General features: G+C 74.3%; 6 protein-coding genes. All 6 read left to right on the top strand.

Going from position 1 to position 24,286, the window contains the following annotated elements; all coding sequences use genetic code 11:
- Positions 1–2: 2 nt before the first annotated feature.
- The 6 genes from AB0J71_RS02130 to AB0J71_RS02105 are packed head-to-tail and all read left to right on the top strand — an operon-like array spanning position 3 to position 24,286.
- The gene (locus AB0J71_RS02130) at positions 3–20,456 is read left to right on the top strand and encodes an SDR family NAD(P)-dependent oxidoreductase (RefSeq protein WP_364412071.1); all 20,454 of its coding nucleotides are present in this window, start codon (positions 3–5) and stop codon (positions 20,454–20,456) included.
- Complete coding sequence (locus AB0J71_RS02125) at positions 20,440–21,363, top strand: LnmK family bifunctional acyltransferase/decarboxylase (RefSeq protein WP_352327368.1); 924 nt, start codon at positions 20,440–20,442, stop codon at positions 21,361–21,363. The genes AB0J71_RS02130 and AB0J71_RS02125 overlap by 17 nt, the downstream gene beginning before the upstream one ends.
- Positions 21,350–21,586 carry a phosphopantetheine-binding protein gene (locus AB0J71_RS02120; protein ID WP_352327369.1) on the top strand — a complete coding sequence of 79 codons (237 nt, stop codon included), beginning with the start codon at positions 21,350–21,352 and terminating at the stop codon, positions 21,584–21,586. Before AB0J71_RS02125 ends, AB0J71_RS02120 begins: the two co-directional genes overlap by 14 nt.
- On the top strand, positions 21,583–22,800 hold the full coding sequence (locus AB0J71_RS02115; RefSeq protein ID WP_364412068.1) for a hydroxymethylglutaryl-CoA synthase: 1,218 nt from the start codon (positions 21,583–21,585) through the stop codon (positions 22,798–22,800). Before AB0J71_RS02120 ends, AB0J71_RS02115 begins: the two co-directional genes overlap by 4 nt.
- A complete protein-coding gene (locus AB0J71_RS02110; protein ID WP_352364810.1) occupies positions 22,797–23,036 on the top strand; it encodes a phosphopantetheine-binding protein in 240 nt (79 codons plus the stop codon). Before AB0J71_RS02115 ends, AB0J71_RS02110 begins: the two co-directional genes overlap by 4 nt.
- Positions 23,033–24,286, top strand: coding sequence for a beta-ketoacyl synthase N-terminal-like domain-containing protein (locus AB0J71_RS02105; protein WP_352327372.1), 1,254 nt, complete (start codon positions 23,033–23,035; stop codon positions 24,284–24,286). The genes AB0J71_RS02110 and AB0J71_RS02105 overlap by 4 nt, the downstream gene beginning before the upstream one ends.

Raw genomic sequence — 24,286 nt, 5'->3', positions numbered from 1 at the left:
CCATGCCCGCGATCGAGTGTCACACCACGCTGAAGCACAACGACTTCATCATGCGGAACCACCGGGTGCACGACGTGTCCGTCATGCCCGGGGTGACGTTCCTCGATCTGGTGTTCCGCACGCTGATGGCGACCGGGCGCGACCCCGGGGAGATCGTCCTGCGCGAGGTGCTGTTCACCGAGGCGATCGTCACCAAGCCGGAGGCCGACCGGGAGATCCGCGTCACCGTCGACGGCGCCGACGTGCGGGCGGAGAGCCGCTGGAGCAGGGACGGGACGCCGCTGTCCGGCTGGCGGCGGAACTTCACCGGCAAGGTGGGCGCGCCGAGCGGCCCCGAGCCCGGCCCGATCGACCTGGACGCCCTGCGCCGGGGCGCCCGGCGGCACGGCGACATGGAGGACCTGTACGCCCGCGCCAGGGCCGAGGACATCAGCCACGGCGCCCCGATGAAATGCGCCGGGCGGCTGCACCACGGCGACGGGTACCTGCTCGCCGAGCTGCGTCAGGATTCGCCCGCCCCCGGCCACGAGGGCTTCCACCTGCACCCCGCCCGGCTGGACGCGGCCACCCTGGCCGGGCTGGGCCAGACCCAGGCGTCCGGGCGGGAGCCGTTCATCCCGGTCTACATCGCCGAGTTCCGCGCGCCCCGGCGGCTCGGCGCGGCCTTTCACGTGTACGCGCCGCGCCCGGAGAGCATCGCGCCGTCCGGCGACGTGATCACCAACGACTTCGGCCTCTACGACGAGCGGGGGCGCTTCGTCGCCGGGTTCGGCGGGCTGTCGTGCAAGCGCATCAGGTCGCCGCGACTGATCGAGCGGCTGCTCGACGACCCGGCACGTCCGGAGCAGCCGTCCGCCACCGGCCACAACGGCTCCGGCGACCTGGTCGGCCGGCTGCGCGAGCTCGTCGCCGGGCCGCTCGGCCGCCCGCCCGGCGAGGTGCCCACCGGGACCGGCTTCTACGACCTCGGCCTGGACTCGGTCACGCTCGTGGACATCAGCGAGCGGCTGGAGAAGATCGTCGGGCGGCGGCTCTACCCGACCCTGCTGTTCGAGTACGGCGACATCGACAGCCTCGCCGCCCACCTCTCCTCCGCCTACGACCTCACCCCGGGACAGCCGGAGCCCGAGCCGGGCGAGACGCGCTGCTTCCGCGACGTGTGGGTGCCGCACCCCCAGGACGGCGACGACCCCGGCGAGTACCGCGAGATCACCCCCGGCGCCCGGTACGACGGCTCCCGGCACCTGGTGATCCGGGCCACGCCGGGTGAGCCCGCCGACCCGTGCCTGGCCGTCTGGGAGACCGCGAAGGCCGTCCTCGCCGCGAAGCCGGAGCGGCCGGTCACCCTCACCTACGCCCACACCGGCGACGACCCCGCCCACGAGGCCGTCGGCGCGCTGGCCAGGACGATCACCGCCGAGACCCCGCTGATCCGCTGCCGCAGCATCCGCCTGGCCCCCGCCGACGCCCCCGCCTCCTCCGCCGACGCCTCCGCCCCCGCCGACGCCTCTGCCGACCCGCTGCGGGACGCCTCCGACGAGCCCGAGATCCGCTACGAGCGCGGCGAACGCCTGGTGCGCCGCTGGCTCCCGGTGGAGCCGGCCGAGCCGCCCGAGCCGCCCGAGCCCGATGAGCGCGGTGGGCCCGTCCCGATCAGGAAGGGCGGCGTGTACGTGATCGCCGGCGGGACGGGCGGCATCGGCCGCCTCCTCGCCGAGCACCTGGAACGCCGCCACCAGGCCACGGCCGTGCCCGTCAGCAGGAACGCCGAGATCTCCGCCGACCTGACCGACCCGGACCAGGTCGAGCGCGCCCTCGCCACGGTCCGGCAGCGCCACGGCCGCATCGACGGCGTCGTCCACTGCGCGGGCGTCAACCGTGACGGGCTCTACCCGGGCAAACGGGCCGCCGACATCGAGGCCGTGGTGGCGGCCAAGGCCCTGAGCGTGCGCCACCTGGACGCCGCGACCAGGGACGACGACCTGGACTGTTTCGTGGTGTTCTCGTCGGTGTCGGCGTCGCTGGCCAACCCGGGGCAGGCCGACTACGCCTTCGCGAATGCGTACCTGGAGGAGTTCGCCCGGCGGCGGGGGGCGCGGCGGGACCGGCCGGGCCGGACCCTGGCGGTCGCGTGGCCGTACTGGGCCGAGGGCGGGATGCGGGTCGGGCCGGAGACGGTCGAGCGCGCCCGCACGGCCACCGGGATGGTCCCGCTGCCCACCGAGGCCGCCCTCGACGTCTTCGACCGCGCCCTGAGCGGGACCGAGGACGTCCTGACGGTGCTGCACGGCGACGCGGACCGCATCCCCGCGCTGCTGCCGCCCGCCCCACCGGACCCTGCGCCCCGCCCGGCCGCCCGGCCCGCGGCGGCCACGCCGCGCGCGGAGGCGCGGACGGAGGCGCGGGCGGAGGCGCGGACGGAGGCGCGGGCGGCGGATGGCGGTGAGCCCGGCGGGGTGCAGGTCGACGAGCCCATCGCGGTCGTCGGGCTGGCCGGGCGATACCCGCAGGCCCCCGACCTGCGCGCCTTCTGGCGCAACCTGACGGAGGGACGCGACTGCATCGAGGAGATCCCGGACGGCCGCTGGAACCACGACGAGATCTACGACCCCGAGAAGGGCGCCCCGGGCAGGACGTACGGCAAGTGGGGCGGCTTCCTCGACGGCGTCGACCGCTTCGACCCCGCCTTCTTCGGCATCTCCCGCCGCGACGCCGAACGCATGGACCCGCAGGAACGGCTGTTCCTCCAGACCTGCTGGCACGCGCTGGAGGACGCCGGCCACCCGCCGGAGTCGCTGTCGGCGCAGAACGTCGGCGTGTTCGCGGGCGTCATGTGGAACCACTACCAGCTCGTCGAGGGCGGGGAGGGCGGCGTCGCCCCCACGGCCATGCACGCCTCCATCGCCAACCGCGTCTCCTACACCCTCGACCTGCACGGCCCGAGCATCGCGCTGGACACCGCCTGCTCCTCCTCGCTGACCGCCGTGCACCTGGCCGTCGAGAGCCTGCGGCGCGGCGAGTGCGACCTCGCCCTGGCCGGCGGCGTGAACGCGACCGTCCACCCGCAGAAGTACCTGCAACTCGCCCAGGGACACTGGCTGTCGGAGGACGGCCGGTGCCGCGCCTTCGGCGCCGGCGGCAGCGGGTACGTGCCCGGCGAGGGCGTCGGCGCCGTGCTGCTCAGGCCGCTCTCGCGGGCCAGGGCGGACGGCGACCACATCTACGGCGTCATCGCCGCCACCGCCGTCAACCACACCGGCCGCACCAGCGGCGCCACCGTCCCGAGCCCGCGTTCGCAGGCCCAGCTCATCGGCACGGCGATCCGCAGGTCCGGCTGGGACCCGGCGAGCATCGGCTACATCGAGGCGCACGGCACCGGCACCTCGCTCGGCGACCCGATCGAGGTCGAGGGCATGCGCCAGGCACTGCCGGAGGGCGCGGACTGCGCGATCGGCTCGGTCAAGTCCAACATCGGCCACCTGGAGGGCGCGGCCGGGATCGCCGGGCTGACCAAGGTGCTGCTCCAGCTCCAGCACGGGCAGCTGGTGCCGTCCCTGCACGCCGACGAGCTCAACCCGAAGATCGACTTCGCCGCCACGCCCTTCCACGTGCAGCGCAAGCTCGAACCCTGGACCCGCGCGGACGGCACACCCCGGCGGGCCGGGGTCAGCGCGTTCGGCGCGGGCGGCACGAACGCGCACGTCCTGGTCGAGGAGGCCCCGGAGCCCGCTCCCCGGCCGGGCGCGGACGGGCCCTGCCTGGTCGTGCTCTCCGCCCGTACGCCCGAGGCGCTGCGCGACTACGCCCGCGCCTGGACCCGCTTCCTGGCCGAGACCGCCACGGCGGACGGCTCCCGTCCGAGCTCCCGGGACGGCGTCGAACGGGTGGCCGCGCTGCTCGGCATCCCCGCCGACCAGCTCGACCCGGCCGACTCGCTGGGCGACCTCGGCCTCGACCCGGCCGCGCTGATGCAGCTCGGACAGGGCCTGTCGCTGGACGACACCGTCGCCGACCTGGCCGGCCCCGGCACGGCTCTGGCCGACCTCGCCTACACCTCGCAGGTCGGACGGACCGGCATGGCGGAGCGGCTGGCGCTCGTCGTGAACGACGTGGCCGAGCTCCGGGACGGGCTGGAGGCGTACGCGGCGGGCGCGAACCCCGGCCCCGGCGTCTTCACCGGCTCCGGCGGCGAGGACGACACGCCGTCGGCGGCGGACTGCGTCCGGCTGTTCCGGGCCGGACGGCTGGAAGAGGTGGCGGCCGCCTGGGCCGCAGGAGTCGAGGTGCCGTGGCGCGAGTGCCACGACGGCGGACGGCTGGTGTCGCTGCCGGTCTACCCGTTCCAGGAGGAGAGCTGCTGGCTGGGCCGGTGGCAGCGCATCACCACGGCCGCCGAGCCCCCCGCCGAGCCGCCCGTCGAGCCGCTCGCCGTGGAGAGGCCGGCGGAGCAGGACGTGGAGCTCGTGCCGGACGGGGAAGGGCTGCGGTTCGAGGTGCTGCCCGAAGGGGTGGCGCTGGTGGTGATGGGGTCCGGGGCGTCCATGTTCACCAGGGAGCTGATCGACGACCTCCAGGCCGCGTTCGCCGAGATCGCCGGGCGCGAGGACGTCAAGGCGGTCGTGCTCACCGGCAGCGGCAACGTCTTCAGCATGGGCGCCACCCCTGAGGCCCTGCGCACGCTCGCGGGCGGAGAGGGACGCTTCACGGACGTGCCCTTCCTGTACGAGGGGCTGCTGCGGTGCGACCGGCCGGTCATCGCCGCCGTCCAGGGGCACGCGTCGGGCGGCGGGCTGGCCTTCGGGCTGTTCGCCGACCTCGTCATCATGGCGGCCGAAGGGGTCTACAGCGCGAACTTCATGAAGTTCGGCTTCACGCCCGGGATGGGCGCGACGTACATCCTGGAAGAGCGGCTCGGCCGGTCGGCGGCGCACGAGATGCTCTACACCGGCCGGTCCGTCACGGGTGAGGAGCTGGCCAGGCGAGGGGCCGGGGTGACCGTCCTGCCGCAGGACGCCGTGCTGAAGGCGGCGCTCAGGCACGCCCGCTCGATCGCCGCGCTGCCGCTGCCCGCCCTGCGGGCGCTCAAGTCCGAGCTGGCCGGACGGGTGCTCGACCGGCTGACCGGCGTCATCGCGGGCGAGTCGGGGATGCACGAGCGCGTGCTGGGGGAGGAGTCGCTGGCCCGCGTCGACGACTACTTCGCCAAGGTGGACACCTTCAGAGGCGACTCCCCGAAGGCGGACACCGGCAGAGGCGACTCCCCGACGGCCGGGGCCTCCGAAGTAGGGGGCTCCGAAGGAGGGGGCTTCGAAGGGAAGGCCACCGAGCCGGGGATCGCCGAGCCGGGGATCGCCGGGGGCGGGGTCTCCGGCGGTGAGGGCAGCGGGGCGCGGTCCGAGGCCGGTCGTCCCCGGGGGCGGGCGGAGGAGCCCGCCGCGGCGGCCGGGCCCGAGCCGGGGGAGGTGCGGCGGGTCATCGAGGGCACGCTCATGAGCCACCTCTACCTCCAGGCCCACGAGGTGGACGACTCGCTGAGCTTCAGCGAGATGGGCCTGGACTCGATCGGGGCCGTGGAGATCGTCCGGGACCTGAACCGGAGCTTCGGGCTCGACCTGGACTCCGTCGCCGTCTATGACCATCCGACCGTCCCGGCGCTGGTGGAGGCCGTACGGGAGGCCGTGGCGGCCGACGGGCTGAGCGTGCCCCCGCCGCGTCCCGCCCCCGAGCAGCCGGTCCGGGAGGAGCGACCTTCCGTACCGAGACAACCCACCCCCGCCGAGCGGGACGAGACGCCCGAACCGGGCGATCCGGAGGAGCCGGCGGGCCGGATCCGGCTGCCCTCGCTCGACGGCGACCGTGCCGAGCTGGACACCACGACCGCCGGGCCTCCCACGACCCCCGGCACGGTCACCCTGGAGGCGGTGAGGCCCACCGAAGAGCCCTCCGCCCGTGAGGAGCCCTCCGCCCGTGCGGAGCCTCCCGCACGAGAGGAGACGCCTGCGCGGGAGGGGGACATCGCCGTCATCGGCATGGCCGGGCGGTTCCCGGACGCGCCCGACCTCGAGACGTTCTGGCGGAACCTGGCCGACGGCCGGTGCAGCATCCGCGAGGTGCCCCCCGAGCGGTTCGACGTGTCCCGGGTGTACGACGCCGACCGCATGGCGCCGGGCCGGACGTACAGCAAGTGGGCCGCCATGCTCACCGACGTCGACGCCTTCGACGCGGCCTTCTTCAACATCTCGCCCCTGGAGGCCGAGACGATGGACCCGCAGCAGCGGCTGTTCCTCCAGGAGGCGTGGCACGCCCTGGAGGACGCCGGCTACGCCGCCAGGTCCGGCCGCAGGCCGTGGGGGTGCTTCGTCGGCTGCGGCGCGGGCGACTACGCCGGCCTGCTCGCCGCGGCCGGACGCGACGACACCGGGCACGCCTTCCTCGGCAACGCCTCCTCGGTGCTGCCCGCGCGGATCGCGTACCTGCTGGACTTCGGCGGGCCGACCATGGCCGTGGACACCGCGTGCTCGTCCTCGCTGGTGGCCGTGCACCTGGCCTGCGAGAGCATCCGGCGGGGCGAGTGCGAGGCGGCGGTCGCGGGTGGGGTGGCGGTGATGAACACCCCGAGGATGCACATCTGGTGCAGCAAGGCCGGGATGCTCTCGCCCACCGGCACCTGCGCGCCCTTCGACGAGTCGGCCGACGGCATCGTGCTGGGCGAGGGCGTCGGCGTGGTCGTGCTGAAGCGGCTGGACCGCGCCCTCGCGGACGGCGACCACGTCCACGGCGTCATCCGGGCCAGCGGCGTCAACGGCGACGGCGCCAGCAACGGCATCACCGCGCCCAGCGCCTCCTCCCAGGCGGAGCTGCTGACCGAGGTGCACCGGCGGGCCGGGATCCGTCCCGGCGCGGTGGACTACGTCGAGACGCACGGCACCGGGACCGAGCTGGGCGACCCGATCGAGGTCAAGGCGCTGGCGAAGGTGTTCGGCGCGGACCGCGAGCGCCCGTGCCGCATCGGCTCGCTCAAGGCGAACGTCGGCCACACCACCATGGCGGCCGGGATCGGCGGGCTGCTCAAGACGCTGCTGGCGTTGCGGCATCGGCAGTTGCCGCCGTCGCCGGGGTTCGTCCGGGCCAACCCGAAGATCGACTTCGCGGACGGCGCGCTCGAAGTGGTCACGGAGCTGTCGCCCTGGACGCCCGGCCCCTCCGGCGAGCGGGTCGCGGCGGTGAGCAGCTTCGGCTTCAGCGGAACGAACTGCCACGTCGTGGTCGCCGAGCCGCCCTCCCGCGAGCCGCGGCCCGGCAGAGCCGAGGACGTCGTCGTGCCCCTGTCGGCCTCGGACGAGCAGGCCCTGGCCCGGCTGCGCACCGGCCTGGCCGGCCACCTCGACGCCCACCCGGAGCTGGACGTGCGCGACGTCGCCCGCACGCTCGCCGTCGGCAGGCCGCACCTGGCCGGTGCCCGGTGCGCGTACGTGGCCGGGGACCTCGCCGACCTGCGCGGCCAGCTGCGCGACGGCGCCCGCCCGGCCCGCGGCGAGGCGGGACGCCTGGCCGAGCGGTACACCAGCGGGGACGACCTCCCCTGGGACGACCTGACGGCGGGCGGGCGGCGCGTGCCGCTGCCGGGATACCCGTTCGCGGACGACCGGCGCCACTGGATCGGCGGCGCCGCTCACCCCGCCGAGGCCGCCCCCCGTACGTGGATCCGCCCCGACGACCGGCTGGTCGCCGACCACCGGATCGGCGGCACCCCCGTGCTGCCCGGCGTGGCCCTCCTGACGATCGCCGCCGAGCGCGGCGGGCTGTCCGGTCCGGTGCGCTTCGAGCGGGTACGGTGGCTGCGCCCGTTCGAGGTGCGCGAGGCCCGCGTCCTGGACGTGGTCGTGCGCGACGACGGCGGCTTCGACCTGGACGGCCACGCCCGCGGCACCCTGCGGACCGGCGACGGCGCACTGCGGCGGCTGGACGTCGCCCGGGTCGGGGCCCGTTGCGCGGACAGCCGTCCGGGCGACGACCTGTACCGCGCCTTCGACCGCGCCGGGCTGCACTACGGGCCCGGGTTCCGGGTGCTGCGCGAGGTCCGCGTCGGCGACGGCGAGGCGCTGGGCGTCCTGCGCGAGGGCGCGCGCTGGGAGGCGCTGCTGGACGGCGCGCTCCAGACCGTCGCGGCGCTGCGTCCCGAGGGCGGTGAGCCGGCGATGCCGTTCAGCGTGGAGTCGGCCGAGCTGGACGGCCCGATCACCGGCCCCGCCCACGCCCACGTGACCGACGAGGGCCGGGACGGGTACACGATCCGCCTCGCCGACGCCGAAGGGCAGGTCAGGGCCGAGTTCCGGGGGGTCGTCCTGCGGGCCCGGCCGGCCCGCCCGGCGGACGGCATGATCTTCGCCCCCGTCTGGCGCCGCGCCGAGCCCGCCACCGGGTCGGCCACCGGGTCCGCCGTCGAACCCGCCGCCGGGTCCGGTGCGGGCGGCGGGCGGGCGCTCGTGCTGCACACCCCGGCCGCCGAGCCGCTGGCCCGCGCCCTCCTGGACACCCACGAGGACGGCCGCCTGGCGCCGCTGGCCTCGCCGGTCCCGGAGGAACGGTACGACACCGTGTACGTCCTCGCCCTGCCCGACCGGACCGGCCCGCCGGCCGGCGATCCCACCACCCGCGACGTGTTCCGCCTGGTCAAGCGGCTCTCCGAGCAGGGCCGCGGCCGGCGGCTCACGGTGAAGGTGGTCGTCGCCGGAGCCGTGCGGGTCGGGGACGAGGAGATCGTCCCGCACGCGGCCGGCGTGATCGGCCTGACCAGGGCGGTGGCCGCCGAGCACCCGCACTGGACCGTCGCCGTCATCGACGTCGGCGCCGCGCCGCAGCCGCCCGCCGACCTCGCCCGCCTGGTACGCGCCGAGACCTGCGCCGACGAGCTGGTCGCCCTCCGCGACGGCCACCGCCACCTCCGCACCCTGGAACCCCTGCCCCTGACCGCCGGCCGCAGCCCGTACCGGGACGGCGGGGCCTACCTGATCGTGGGCGGGACCGGCGGCCTCGGACGCACCCTGAGCAGGCATCTGGCCGCCACCGCAGGGGCGCGGCTGGCCCTGGTCGGGCGGCGGGAGATCGGCCCCGAGATCCGCGAGCAGCTCGCCGAGATCGAGTCGCTCGGCGGCCAGGCCGTTTACCTGCGGGCCGACGTGGCCGACCGGGCCGCGTTCGGCAGGGCCGTCGAGGCGGCCCGGCAGCGGTTCGGCGAGCTCCACGGCGCCTTCCACGCCGCTCTGGTGCTGCGCGACATGACGCTCGCCAACATGGACGACGACGCGTTCGCCCAGGTGCTCGCGCCCAAGGTCGCCGGTGCCGCCGTCTTCGCCGAGGCATTGGCGGGCCTGCCGCTCGACTTCCTGGCCTACTTCTCCTCGGCGGCCTCGTTCGTCGAGGTGGGCGGCCAGGCGAACTACGCGGCCGCCAGCACGTTCGAGGACGCCTACGCGCTGAGCCTGCCCGACCGGCCGGTCAGCGTGATCAACTGGGGCTACTGGGGCAGCGTCGGCGCGGTCTCCGGCGGCGGCTACGACAGCCGGTTCGCCGAGCTGGGCATCGGCTCGATCGAGCCCGAGGAGGGCATGGCGGCGCTGGCGTCCGTCCTGGGCGCGGGTGCGCGGCAGGCGCTCGTCGTCAAGGCGGAGCCGAAGGGCCTGGCCCACATCGGCGTCCGCACCCCGGACGCCGCCACCGAGCCCGGCCGGGACGGCGAGCTCGGCGAGCTGGAACGGGCACGGACGGCGTTCGGCGCGCTGGACGAGCTGGCCCGCGCGCTGCTGCACCGGTCGGCCGACCGGGTGCGGGCCGTCGGGAACGTGCGCCCGGACCGCGGACGGCTGCACGCCGCCGTGCTCGACCTGCTGGACGGGCCCGCGCCGGAGACGTCGCCGGCGGACGTGCTGGCCCGCTTCCCCGACCTGGAGCCGCACGTCAAGCTGCTGACCACGTGCGTCGAGGCGCTGCCCGGCGTGCTGGCGGGCGAGCACGACCCCATGGAGGTGCTGTTCCCCGGCGGCTCGATGAGCCTGGTCGAGCAGGTCTACAAGGGGCAGGCGGTCTCGGACCACTTCAACCGGCTGCTGGCCGGGGAGGTCGCCCGTGGCGGCCCCCGCCGCGTCCTGGAGATCGGCGCCGGTACGGGCGCGAGCACCGGCTTCGTGCTGGACGCCCTCGAAGGCCAGGACGTCGAGTACACCTACACCGACGTCTCGCCCGGGTTCCTGCGCCACGGCGAGCAGGAGTTCGGCGCCCGCCGCCCGGACCTCGTCCTCGCCCTCTTCGACGTGGAACGCGACCCGGCCGAGCAGGGCTTCGAACCCGGGACCTACGACGTCGTGCTGGCCACGAACGTCCTGCACGCCACCGCCGACGTCGGCCGGACGCTGCGCAACGCCGCCGCGCTGCTGCGTCCCGGCGGCCGGCTGCTGGTCAACGAGGTGACCAGGGCGGCCGACTTCCTGACCCTCACGTTCGGGCTGACCCCGGGCTGGTGGCGCTTCACCGACGAGGAGCTGCGCCTGCCGCACAGCCCGCTGCTCGGCGCGCCGCAATGGCAGCGGGCGTTCCGGGACACCGGTCTCACCCCCGCCCGCACCCTGGGCATCCCCGGCACGCCCGTCGCGGAGCTCGACCAGTGCGTCCTGGTGGGCGAGACGGCGCCCGCCACAGCTGACGGCACAGCCACCGGCGCCGCCGCCCGCGGCTACGTCAAGCGGGTGTTCGCCGAGGTGCTCAAGTACGGGACGACCGACCTGGACGAGCGCGCCACGTTCGAGACGTTCGGCATCGACTCGCTGGTGAGCCAGAACGTCATCCACCGGTTCGAGCAGGACCTGGGGCCGCTGCCGTCCACCCTGCTGTTCGAGAACCTGACGATCGAGGAGCTGGCCGCATACCTGGAGGACGAGCACGGCGAGCGCCTGCGCGCGGCCCTGCGGGCGGCCGGCCAGGAACCCGCGCCGGAGCAGCCGGCGCGGCCCGCGCCGCGCCGCGAGCCCGCCGCGCAGGCCCTCGACATCGCCGTGGTCGCGGTGACCGGCCGCTACCCGGCCTCCCCCGACCTGGACGCCTTCTGGAGCAACCTGGCGAAGGGCGCGAACTGCATCACCGAGGTGAACCGCTTCGACCTGGACGCCCTGTACGACCCCAAACGCGGACGCAAGCAGCGCACCTACAGCAAGTGGGGCGGCTTCATCGAGGGCGTGGAGCAGTTCGACGCGCCGTTCTTCGGCATCCTGCCGCGCGACGCCGAGATCACCGACCCGCAGGAACGCCTGTTCCTGGAGACCGCCTGGACCCTGCTCGAAGACGCCGGCTACCTGAGCGAGCACACCAGGCAGCCGAGCACCGGCGTCTTCGTCGGCACCATGTACGGCTCCTACGGGCGCATGGCGGCGGCCGAGGGCTGGCCGGAGGGCAGGTTCGCGGGGGCGCACTCGGCGTACTGGTCGATCGCCAACCGGGTGTCGTACTTCTTCGACCTGCGCGGGCCGAGCCTCGCCGTCGACTCGGCCTGCTCGTCGTCGCTGACCGCGGTGCAGCTCGCCTGCGAGAGCCTGCGGCGCGGCGAGTGCGCGCAGGCCATCGCGGGCGGCGTGAACCTGATCCTGCACCCCGCCCACTTCGTGGCGCTCTGCTCGCTGAACATGCTCGCCGCCGACGGCGCCTGCAAGGTGTTCGACGAGGCGGCGGACGGGTTCGTGCCGGGGGAGGGCGTCGGGGCGGTGCTGCTCAAGCCCCTGGCCGACGCCGAGCGGGACGGCGACCGCATCTACGGCGTCATCAAGGGCGCCTTCGCCAACGCCGGGGGGAAGACCGCGGGGTACACCGTGCCCAATCCGAGCGCCCAGGCCGACCTGGTCGCCGAGGCGGTCCGGCGGGCCGGGCTGGACCCGCGGACCATCTCGTACGTCGAGGCCCACGGCACCGGCACCGCGCTCGGCGACCCCATCGAGATCGCCAGCCTGACCCGGGCCTTCACCTCCCAGGGCGTCGCGGACGCCGACCGCGTGGACCGGATGGTCGGCTCCGTCAAGGCCAACATCGGGCACCTGGAGGGGGCGGCGGGCATCGCCGGGCTGACCAAGGTGCTGCTGCAGTTCCAGCACGGCCAGGTGGCTCCCTGCGCGAACCTGAGGACGCCCAACTCGAAGATCGACTTCACCGCGTCCCCCTTCCGGCCGCCGGACCGGCTGACCGACTGGCAACGGCCCTTCCTGGACGGCGAGACGTTCCCGCGCCGGGCCGGGGTCAGCTCGTTCGGCGCCGGCGGGGCCAACGTGCACGTCGTCCTGGAGGAGTACGTGCCCACCGCCGGGACGCCGCCGGAGCCCGCCGACGCGGGGGAGCAGGTGATCCTGCTCTCGGCGCGTACCCGTGACCAGCTGCGCGCCATGGCGGGCCAGGTCGCCGACGTCGCGGCGAGCGGGCGCGCGGGGTTGACGGAGCTCGCCTACACCACCCAGGTGGGCCGCGCCGAGCTGCCCGAACGGCTCGCCGTCCGGGCGGCCTCCCTGGACGAGCTGGCCGCCCGGCTGCGTACGTTCGCGGGCGACGGCGAGGCCGAGGGCGTCCTCGTGGGGACGGCGGAGCCCGGCGCCGGCCAGGCTCCGCCGGAGGACGGGGCGGAGGGGCTCGGGGCCGGATGGGTCGCGGGCGCCCGGGTGGACTGGGCCGCCAACTGGCCCACCCCCCACCCGCGCCGCGTGACCCTCCCGCCCTACCCCTTCGACCGCCGCCCCTACTGGCTCCCCACACCCCCCACCGCCCGGACCGTCCCCCATCCCACCGCCCAGTCCAGCGGCGACTCCGCCGGCGAGCCCGCCGACGCGGCCGCCCCTCAGGCGGGTTCCGAGATCGCCGCCGGGCCGGCCGCCGACCAGGGAGCCGGGGAGGCCGCCGACGGGCGTTGCACCTACCTGCGGCCCCGCTGGACGCCCGCCGCACTCCCCGAAGGTCCCCGGGAACCGGAAGCCCTCCTGGTGATCTCCGACGACGACCGGCTGGCCGGAGCGCTCGGCGGCGCCCAGCTCCGCCCCAGCGACGCCTTCCCACCGGACGACGCCCCCGACCAGGCCGCCCGGCAGTTCGGCGGCCTGGGCCGGACCCCGGACACCATCGTGATCGCCCCCTCGGACCCGTTCCCCGGGACCGCCGCCTTCGACGCCCTGCTGCGCACGGCCACCGCCGTCCTGCGCGACGGGGGCCCGCTCAGGGTCGTGGTGTCCGCCGCGAGCGGCGAGCCGCACCACACCGCCCTGGCCGCCGCCTTGCGGACGCTGGCCCTGGAGCACACGGCGTTCAGCGGCGTGTGCGTCACCGGCGCCACCCCGGCGCAGGTCGCGGCCGAGCTGCGGGCGCCCGCCGCCGGAACCGCTCCCGAGCAGCGGGTCTCCGAGGTCGCCTACCGCGACGGGGCCCGCCTGCTGAAGGGCATGGAGCCGTACGAGCCGCCGCCACCCCGGCTGGACGTCCGGCAGGACGGCACGTACCTGATCACCGGCGGCGCCGGGGCCATCGGGCTGGCGTTCGCCCGCTTCCTCGCCGGGCGCGGAGCGGCGAAGCTGGTCCTGACCGGACGCTCCGAGCCCGGCGACGACATCGAGCGCCGGATCGCCGGGCTGCCCGCCGTCTACGTGCGCGCCGACGTGTGCTCGGCCGCCGACCTGCGTGACCTGCGCGACCGGTACGGCCCCTTCCACGGCGTCATCCACGCCGCCGGGATCCACCGGGACGCGCGGGCCGTGCGCAAACGTCCCGAGGACACGCGGGCCGTGCTGGAGCCCAAGGTTCTGGGCACCGTCCTGCTGGACGAGGCCCTGCGCGGGCAGCCGCTGGACTTCCTGGCGCTGTTCTCGTCGGTGGCGGCCGAGACCGGCAACATCGGGCAGATCGACTACGCCTACGCCAACGCCTTCCTCAACCACTTCGCCGAGCGGCGCCAGCGGCTCGGGCACGGCAGGACGCTCGCCGTCGGCTGGCCGCTGTGGGAGGAGGGCGGCATGAAGGTGGACGACGCCACCCGCCGGCTGTTCGAACGCCGCTGGGGCAGCGTCCCGATGAGCACCGCCGCCGGGCTCGCCGCCTTCGCCCGAGGGCTGGCCGGAGCCGAGACGAGCTTCGCCGTGGTCGAAGGCCCCGCCCAGCCCGCCCCCGAACGGTCCCAGCCGCCCGCGAACCCCGAATCCGAGGTTATGGAGATGAGTGAGCCCATGTCCGCGACGGAGACGACCGGGTCCGACGACCATCTGATCGAGGCGGTGCGGGCCGAGCTGCGTCGCGCGGCGGCCGGATTCCTGCTGGTGGGCGAGGAGCACGTGGACCTCGATGCCGAGCTGATGGACATGGGGTTCGACTCGATCTCCATGGCCGAGCTGGTGGACCAGGTCAACGAGCGGTACAACCTGGACCTGCTGCCGACCGTGCTCTTCGAGGCCACCGACCTGAGCACCTTCTGCGACCACCTGCTCGCCCAGCACCCGGCCGAGATCGCCGCCGCCCACACCCCACCCACCCCCGCCACTCCACCCGCCCCCGCCACCAGCTCGCCCGCCCCCGCCGCAGAACCTCTCGCCGCCCCCGCCGGGCGGCAGGAGGACGCCGAGCCAGGCCCGGCGCCGGAGACCGTGACCTCGCCCCCACGGCCCGGCGCCGGGACCTCCCCGGCTCCACCGGACACCCCGGCGACCGACACGACGGCCGCGCCCGCAACGGGCAGCCCCGTGACGGGCACCACCGCAACCGGCACCCCCGCGACGGATGGCATCGCGATCGTCGGCATGGCCGGCATGCTGCCCGGCTCCGCCGACCTGGACGACTTCTGGCGTCACCTGGCCGAAGGCCACGACCTGACCCGCCCGGTCCCCGAGGACCGGCGCGAGCTGCGCGAGAACCCCGAGACGGCGAACGTCCGCGCCGGCTTCCTCGACGACGTGCGCTCCTTCGACGCCGCGCTGTTCGGCATCTCGCCCAAGGAGGCGGCGATGATGGACCCGCAGCAGCGGCTGTTCCTGCAGACCGTCTGGCGGGCCGTCGAGGACGCCGGTTACCGCCCCGCCGACCTGGCCGGCACCAGGACGGGCCTGTTCGCGGGCGTGTCCGCGTGCGACTACGACGACCTGCTGCGCGAGCACGGCGTGCCGGTCGAGGCCCACACGGCCAGCGGCGTGGCCGACTGCATCCTGGCCAACCGCGTCTCCCACCTGCTGGACCTGCGCGGCCCCAGCGAGGCGGTCGACACCGCCTGCTCCAGCTCCCTCGTCGCCCTGCACCACGCGGTACGCGCCATCGAGGACGGCGAGTGCGACGCGGCCATCGCCGGCGGCGTCAACCTGACGCTCAGCCCGGGGCTCTACATCGCCTTCGCCAAGTCCGGCATGATCAGCGAGGACGGCGTCTGCAAGACGTTCGACGAGCGCGCCGACGGCTACGGCCGGGGCGAGGGCTGCGGAGCCGTCCTGCTCAAGCCGCTGCGGACGGCGCTGGCGGACGGCGACCAGATCCTCGCCGTGATCAGGGGCAGCGCGGTCAACCACGGCGGCCGGGCCAGCTCGCTCACCGCGCCCAACCCCGAGGCGCAGGCGCGGGTGCTGGTCGACGCCTACCGCAAGGCGGACGTCGACCCGGCCCGCGTCACCTACATCGAGGCGCACGGCACCGGCACCAGACTCGGCGACCCGATCGAGATCGAGGGCATGAAGAAGGCGTTCGCCCGGCTGTACGCCGACCGTGGGCGGCCCGCGCCGGACGTCCCGCACGTCGCGCTGGCCACCGTGAAGACCAACATCGGCCATCTGGAGGCGGCGGCCGGCATCGCCGGCCTGCTCAAGGTGCTGCTCTGCATGCGCCACGGGGCGCTGCCGCCGACGATCCACTACGAGCGCCCCAACCCGTACGTGCGGCTGGAGGGCAGCCCGTTCACCATCAACACGCGGCTCACGCCGTGGGACGGGCCGGACCGGGTCGCCGGGGTCAGCTCGTTCGGCTTCGGCGGCACGAACGCGCACGTGGTGCTGGAGGCGTACCGGCAGCAGGTCCCGCCGGAGAAGGCGGGCGAACCGCGGGTGCTGGTGCTCTCGGCGGCCCGCCGGGAGGCGCTGGAGGAGTACGCGCAGAACGTCGCCCGGTACATCCGGGAACATCCGGAGATCGGCCTCGACCGCATCGCCTGGACTCTCCAGAACGGACGCCGTCACCTGTCCGAACGGCTCGCCGTGGTGGTCAGCGATCGCGACCAGGCGGTACGGGCGCTGAGCGGCGATCCGGCGGGCGTGCACAGGGGCACCGCCCGCAGGGACGCCCCGGCGCCGTGGGGCACCGGGCCGGAGGACCTCGCCGAGGCGTGGGTGTCCGGCAGCGAGGTGGACTGGCAGGGATTGTGGGAGGGGCCGCACCCGGTGCGGGTCTCGCTGCCCGGCCCGCCCTTCGCCCGCGTCGAGCACTGGTTCACCGCGCCCGAGCCGTCCCGCGCCGCCGCCTCGTCCGGCGCCCCGTCCGGCGCCTCGTCCGCCGCCTCGTCCGGCGCCTCGTCCGGCGCCTCGTCCGGCGCCTCGTCCGGCGTGTCGTCCGGCGTGCCGTCGGACGGCGGGGTCGTGCGGCGGACCAGCGACGGGAAGGTGCGCCTGCGCGCCGCCAAGGGCGGCCGGACGCCGGACGCGCCTGCCTCCGCTCCCGCCCCCGCCGAGCGGGCGGAGGCCGCACGGCTGGACGAGACGCCGGTCGCACCCGCCGGAAGCGCCGGCGGGCCCGCCGGGGTGGAGGAGATGCTGCGCGAACGGCTCTCCACGATCCTGGACGCCGACCCCGCCGGCGTGGACGTGGACACCCCCTTCGAGGAACTGGGACTCGACTCCATCTTCCGGATGGAGCTGGTCAAGGCGATCAACACCGCCTTCTCCCTCGACCTCCAGGCAGCCGAGCTGTACGAGTACGACACGGTGGACCGGCTCGCCCGCGCCGTCGAATCAGCCATCACCGACGCCGCCCCCACCCCAAAACCGAAAAAGCCCACCCAGCAGCAAACCCCAGAACCGGCCCCCAAGCCCGCACAAAAGACCACCGAACCAGCCTCGAAACCGAAGGCCGCTGAACCGGCCCCCAAGCGCACCCGCACGCCCGAGCGCACGCAGGCGCAGACGCCCAGCCCCGCGCGAGCAAAGGCTCCCAAGCCGGCGCAAGGGAAGGCCGGCGCCCTGGAGGACCAGCTCGCGGACCTGATCGGCGCGATCACCGAGCGCCCGCTCGACCCCGCCCGCAGCTTCGCCGACAACGGCCTGACCTCCTTCGAGATGCTGCGCGTGGTGAGCGTCCTGGAGAAGCAGGTCGGCGCGCTGCGCAAGACCCTCCTGTTCGACCACCCCACGCTCGCCGACCTGGCCGCGCACCTGCGCGACGAGCGCGGCGCGCAGTCCGTACGCCCCCCGGAGCAGCCGGACGGACCGGCCCCGTTCGAGACGAGGACCCGCGACGGCGAGCCGGCCGTGCTGCTGAAGCGGGACCTGCACCGGCACCCGGAGCTGCGGGACCTGGTCGCCGACATCGACCGCCGCCACGCCAAGGAGGGCGGCCTGGCCGGACGCGACATCGCGCCGCTGGCCTTCATCGGCTCGGCGCGCAAGGGCTACCTGCACGTCTCCGAGAACGGCGGCAACCTGCTGGCCTGGAGCTACGCCGGGTCCGAGGAGTACTTCCAGGAGCTGGTCGAGGAGTACACCGCCTACGCGAGGGCGCGCGGTCTGCGGCCCAACTTCCTGTCCCTCCTGCCGGTGCGCGAGGTGGCCGGGGAGCCGTACAGCGCGACGCCGTTCGGGGCCGTGCAGCGGCTCGACGACCTGGGCTCCTTCACGCTGAAGGGCGGCCGGATGGAACGCCTGCGCTACATGGTGCGGCGTTTCTGCAAGGCGGGCGAGTGCCGGACGGTCGAGTACCGCTCGGGCGAGGACCCCGAGATGGACCGCAGGCTGGCCGGGCTGGTGGACGAGTGGGCCGGCCGCAAGCAGATGGTCAACCCGTACGTGTCGGTCGTCCGGCGGGAGATCGAGGAGGGCCGCCTGGACGGCAGGCACCGCGTCTTCGTCACCTACCTGGACGACGAGGTGGCCAACGCCGTCGTCATCACGAAGATCCCGTCGGAGAACGGCTACCTGCTGGACGTCGAGTTCTACCCGAAGGGCATGCCGCTCGGCGGGCTGGAGTTCGCGATCGTGCAGATCATCGAGCAGCTCGTGGCCGAGGGCTGCACGATGTTCAGCTTCGGCGCCAGCTTCGGCGTGGAGACGGAGGAGTCGGCCAACGCCGCCCCGGACGTGCGGCAGGCGCTGGACGAGCTGCGTTCGGCGGGCATCTTCGGCGAGGGGAACTTCCAGTTCAAGAACAAGTTCCGGCCGGTGAACGTGCCCATCTACCTGTGCCAGCCGGAGGGGGAGGACCGCACGCCGGTCTCGGAGATCATCCTCATGATCGCCGACCCGGACCTGCGCCCCGCCACCGCCGAGGAGCCCACGACCGATGAACCGGCCGAGGACAGGCCGGGCGCGGAGGAGCTGCTGAACCGGTACGGCGGCGAGCCGGCCCGGGTCCCCGCCCACCACGTCACCACCGACCTGATCACCGACTCCTGGGCCGAGCTGGACGCCCCCTGGATCGCCGAGCGGCTGCGACGGCTGACGGAACGGTCGGCCGCCCGCCCGGACACGGAGATCGAGGGCCTGCCGTTCCCGTTCGTCGTCCCGACGGGCTCCGGCCGGGCGGCCGAGGCGCTGCTGTGCCGGTCGTGGCCGGGCCGGCGCGGGCGGGTGCTGCACAACGGGCTGTTCCCGACCTGGTTCCTGAGCCTGGCCGACAACGGTTTCAAGCCGGTCGAGCTGCCCGGCGGCCCGGAGATCGACGTCGAGGCGCTGGAGGCGGAGCTGGCCGGGGACGAGCCGGTGTCGTTCGTCTGCGTGGAGGTGGCCAACAACGCGGCCGGCGGCGCGCCGACCTCACTGGCGAGCCTGCGCGCGGTCAAGCAGGCCGCGGCCCGGCACGGCGTCCCGCTGGTGATCGACGGCGCCCGCGTGGTGGACAACGCGGTGGCGGTCGCGGACGGCCGGGACGTGTGGGAGGTCGTCGGCGAGCTGCTCGACCTGGCCGACAGCGCCACGATCAGCCTGTCCAAGGACTTTGGGGTGCCGTTCGGCGGCCTGCTCGCCACCCGCGACGACGCCCTGCGCGAGCGGGTCGCCGAGCGGCTGGAGACCTGGGGCAGCGACGTCGGCCTGGCCAACCGCCGGATCATCGCGGCCGCCCTGGAGGACCGCGAGACGGTGGCCGACCAGGTCCGCGCCCGGGCGGACGCGGTGGCGGCGCTCCGGCAGGGCCTGTCGGAGGCGGGCGTCGCGCTGGAGGGCCCGCCCGGCGGTCACTGCGTGCTGCTGAAGGACGCCGACCACGTGCGCATCTTCCGCGAGACGGGCATCAGGGGCGCTCCGCACTTCGGCCGCGAAGGCGTGGTGCGCCTGGCGGTGCCGGTCGGCCTGAGCGTCGAGGAGGCCAAGGACGCCGCCGCCCGCCTGGGCGCCCTCCTCGGCGCCGACGCCCCGCAAGCCGCCCGTCCCGACCGCAGGAAGAACACGACCCGGAGGAACCCCGACAACCCCAACCTGGCGATCCTGCGCGAACACCAGCCCGACGTCGAGCACGAGATCGTCACCACCCCGGACGGCGACGTCGAGCTGTTCAGCGCCGGCTCCGGGCCGTCCCTGCTGCTCATGCACCCGTTCAACATCGGCGCCGGCGTCTACGCCCGTCAGTTCGAGGGGCTGGCCCACCGCTACCGGGTGACGAGCGTGCACCATCCGGGCGTCGGCGCGACCACGGCCGCCGCCGACCTGTCGCTCAGCGGCCTGGCCCGGCTCTGCCACGACGTGGCGGGCGGCCCGGCGCACGTGGCCGGGGCGTCGTTCGGCGGACTGGTCGCCCTGGCGTACGCGCTCGACCACCCCGGCGACACCGAGTCGCTGATCCTGATCGGCAGCTCCTGCCGCATCGGCAACCGGGTCGGCGACATCGACAAGCTGGAGGTGGTGGCCACCCAGGACTTCGACCGGGTCATCGAGGGCAGCGGGTCCAAGCGGCTGCGCAAGCGACGGGAGGCCCTGATGCGGCTGCTGCTGCGCGCCGAGAGCATGGCCCCGCAGGTCGGCCTGCGCTACCTGGACGTGTTCGCCGAACGCCCGGACCTGGGCGACCGGCTGCCGGAGGTCCGGGCGCGCACACTGATCGTCCAGGGCCGGTACGACACCGTCATCCCGGCCAAGACCGCGCACCTGCTGCACGCGCTGATCCCCGACTCCCGGTACGAGGAGATCCCCGACGCGGGTCACTTCCCGCAGCTCACCAGCCCCGACCACGTCAACCGGCTGATCTGCGAGTTCCATGATGAACAGAATTGACGACAGCACCGTGACCAGGACCGAGCTGGTCAAGCCAGGGATGTGCGGGCCCAGCTCGCTGTTCATGGGCGAGGTCGGCGACTGGACCTGGGACACGGTCAGCGCGCTGTGCGGCACGAACGCCTTCGACGCGCGCAACGCCGCCGGCGACCCGACGTACCTGTCCTTCTACTACTTCCACGTCAGGGGCAGCCGCGACCTGCACGTCAACGCCCTGACGTTCGGCGACGAGCTGGAGGTCACCTCCCGGCTGTTCGGCTTCGGCAGCGAGTCGGTGCTGGCCCTGCACCGGATCGGCCGCGGCGGCGGCCGGACGGGCGAGCTCGACCCCGACCGCTTCTACGCCTTCGACGACCCCGGCTGCATCTACGTCGAGACCTTCAACCGCTGGATCTCGCGCAGCGCGCCCGGCAGCAACGAGGGGCTGGTCAAGTCGTCGCCGGTGGACTTCAGGCACGAGCACCTGCCGAGGCTGCCCGGCGCGTACTCGCCGCGGAAGGTGTACGGCCACGCGAGGAGCACCGGCACGTTCCTGGCCCGCAAACCGGACGACCCGGTCACGTTCACCGCCGACTACCCGGTGGAGCCGTCCAGGGACCTGAACGGCGTGGGCCTGCTCTACTTCGCCTCCTACTTCGCGATCGTCGACTGGGTGCTGCTGCGCTTCTGGCGCAGCCGGGGGATCGGCGTCGCCGACTTCCTCCGGCGGGTCGTGCTCGACCAGCGGCTGTGCTACCTGGGCAACGCGAACGCCGACTCGGTGCTGCGGGTGAGCCTGGAGTGCTGGCCGGCGCCGGAGGACGAGAACGAGGAGATCGTCAACCTCGTCATGGAGGACCGGGGCCGCACGATCGCGGTCAGCACCCTGCGCGTTCTCAGGAGGGGAGACACCGATGACGACGCGTGAACACGTCGAGGGCGTCGTGCACAAGACGATCGACGAGATCCTGCCCGGCGTCGAGATCGACGGCCGGGCGCACCTGAAGGACCTGGGCGCGGACTCCGTGGACCGGGTCGAGATCATCCTGGCCGTGCTCGACCGGCTCGGCGTGCGCGAGCCGCTGTCCTCCTTCGGCGGCGTGCCCAGCATCGACGCCCTGGTCGACTTCCTGTGGGAGCGTGTGAGGTGAACGTCGGAATCGAGGCACTCAACGTCTACTGCGGCCTGGCCCAGATCCCGGTGCCGGAGCTGTTCGAGGGGCGCGGGCTCGACGCCGAGCGCCTGGGCAACCTGATGATGCGCAACCGCTCGGTCGGCCTGCCCTTCGAGGACCCGGTGACCAACGCCGTCAACGCGGCCCGGCCGATCGCCGGCGACGACCGGATCGAGATCCTGATCACCTCCACCGAGTCCGGCCTCGACTACAGCAAGTCGGTGGCCTCCTACGTGCACGAATACCTGGGGCTGCCCAGGAGCTGCCGGGTCGTGGAGGTCAAGCAGGCGTGCTACGCGGCCACGGCGGCCGTCCAGCTCGCCGCCGCGTACGTCGCCTCGGGCGTGTCGCCCGGCGCGAAGGCGCTGGTGATCGCGACGGACGTGTCCCTGGTGGACGAGCGCGCCGCCTACGCCGAGCCCGCCATGGGCGCCGGGGCGGCGGCCGTGCTGATCAGCGACCGGCCGAAGATCCTGGACCTGGATCTGGGGGCGTTCGGCAACCACAGCTACGAGACGATGGACTCGGCCCGGCCGGGGCCGACGTTCGACATCGCCGACTCCGACCGCTCGCTGTTCGCCTACCTCGACTGCCTGACCAGCTGCCTGGCCGGCTACCGGTCCAGGGTCGAGGACGCCGACTTCGCCACCACCTTCGACTATCTGGCCATGCACACCCCGTTCGCCGGGATGGTCAAGGCCGCGCACCGCAAGCTGATGCGCGAGTCGGGCGGCGGCACGGCGTCGGTCGAGGAGGACTTCGAGCGGCGGGTGCTGCCCTCGCTCGGCTACCCCAGACGGGTGGGCAACCTCTGCTCCGGCTCGGTCTACCTGGCCCTGGCCAGCCTGATCGACCACGCCACCCTGGACGGCCCGGCCCGGGTCGGCCTCTACTCCTACGGCTCGGGCTGCTCCTCGGAGTTCTTCAGCGGCCTGGTCGACGAGGAGTCGGCGAGCACGCTGGCCGCGATGCGGATCGGCGAGCACCTGGACGGCCGCTGCGAACTCGGCTTCGAGGAGTACGCGGCGCTGCTGCCCGAGACCCTGACCTGCCTCGTGCCGGAGCGGGACAGGCAGGTCGACGTGGGCGCGTACGAGCACCTGCTCGGCCGAGCCCGCTTCGACCGCGACCTCCTGGTGAACACCGGGACGAAGGACTACCACCGAACCTACGAATGGCTGGCACCATGACCAACGCGGAGATATTCGAGACCGTCAAGCAGAACGTCCTGAAGGTGCTGCCGGACCTGCGGCCCGGCGACGTGACGACCGAGGGCACCCTGACCGACCTGGGCGCGAACAGCGTCGACCGGGCCGACGTGGTCACCATGAGCATGGAGGACCTCGGGCTGACCGTGCCGGTGTCGGAGTTCCAGGAGGTGCACGACATCCGGTCCCTGGTGGACCTGCTGGCGAGGCATTCATGAAGGTCGTCGTCACCGGCATGGGCATCGTCTGCTCGATCGCCTCCACCGTCCCGTCGTTCACCAGGGCGCTGCGGGCCGGACGGTGCGGGATCGGGCCGGTGCCCGACCCCGGCGACGGCGGGCCGCGCCTGGCCGCCCTGGTCAAGGGCTTCCGCTTCCGGGAGGCGGTGGCGGCCCGCCGCCGTCTGCCCGAGGAGATCGTGCGCAGCGCGCTGCGGGCGGCCAACCGCTCGCCGCAGCCGCTGCAGATGGACCTGGTCGCCGCCATGCAGGCGTACGAGCAGGCGGGGCTGCACGAGGCGCGGGCCGACCCCGAGCGGATGGGCCTGGTCGTGGCCGGGCACAACCTCAGCTCCGGCTACGCCCACGACCTGCACCCCAAGTACGAGGACAACCCCGCCCACCTGCCGGCCAGGTTCGCGCTGCACTTCATGGACACCGACCGGGTGGGCACGCTCAGCCAGGTGTTCGGCATCAGGGGCGAGGGCTACACCGTGGGCGGCGCCTCGGCCAGCGGCAACGTCGGCATCATCAACGCCAGCCGGCTGGTGGAGTCGGGGGCGGTGGACGTCTGCCTGGTGGTGGGCGCCATGACCGACCTGTCGCCGATGGAGAAGCGCGGCCTGGCCACGCTCGGCGCGGTCGCCGGCGTGGAGGAGCCGCAGGAGGCCAGGTGCCGGCCGTTCGACGAGGAGCACGAGGGGTTCGTGCCCGGCCAGGGCGCCGGCTGCGTCGTGCTGGAGAGCGCCCGCTCGGCCGCCGCCCGCGGCGCGACGGCGCTGGCCGAGCTGTGCGGCTACGACCTGAAGCTGGACGCCAACAGCCTGCCCGACCCGCGCGAGGAGGGCGAGGCCAAGGTGATGATCAACGCCATGGCCAACGCGGGCGTCGGGCCGCGCGACATCGACTACGTCAACGCCCACGCCACGGCGACGCCCAGCGGCGACGTGGCCGAGCTGGCCGCGCTGCGCAGGGCGCTGGGCGACAGCTTCGGCCGGCCGTGGATCAACTCCACCAAGGGGCTGATCGGCCACTGCATGTGCGCGGCCGGCGTGGTGGAGGCGATCGCGACCGTGGTGCAGATGCGCCGCGGCTTCGTCCATCCGAACCTGAACCTGCGCCATCCGATCAACCGCGACTGCCGGCTCGCACCCGGCAGGCTGCGGGCCGCCGACATCCGTTACGCGCTGTCCAACAGCTTCGGATTCGGCGGCTTCAACACCTGCATCGTCCTCGGACGCGAGCGTTGA

This window comes from Nonomuraea sp. NPDC049637 (assembly GCF_040675235.1).
GTDB lineage: Bacteria > Actinomycetota > Actinomycetes > Streptosporangiales > Streptosporangiaceae > Nonomuraea.
This window is presented reverse-complemented; position numbering and strand designations above follow the sequence as displayed.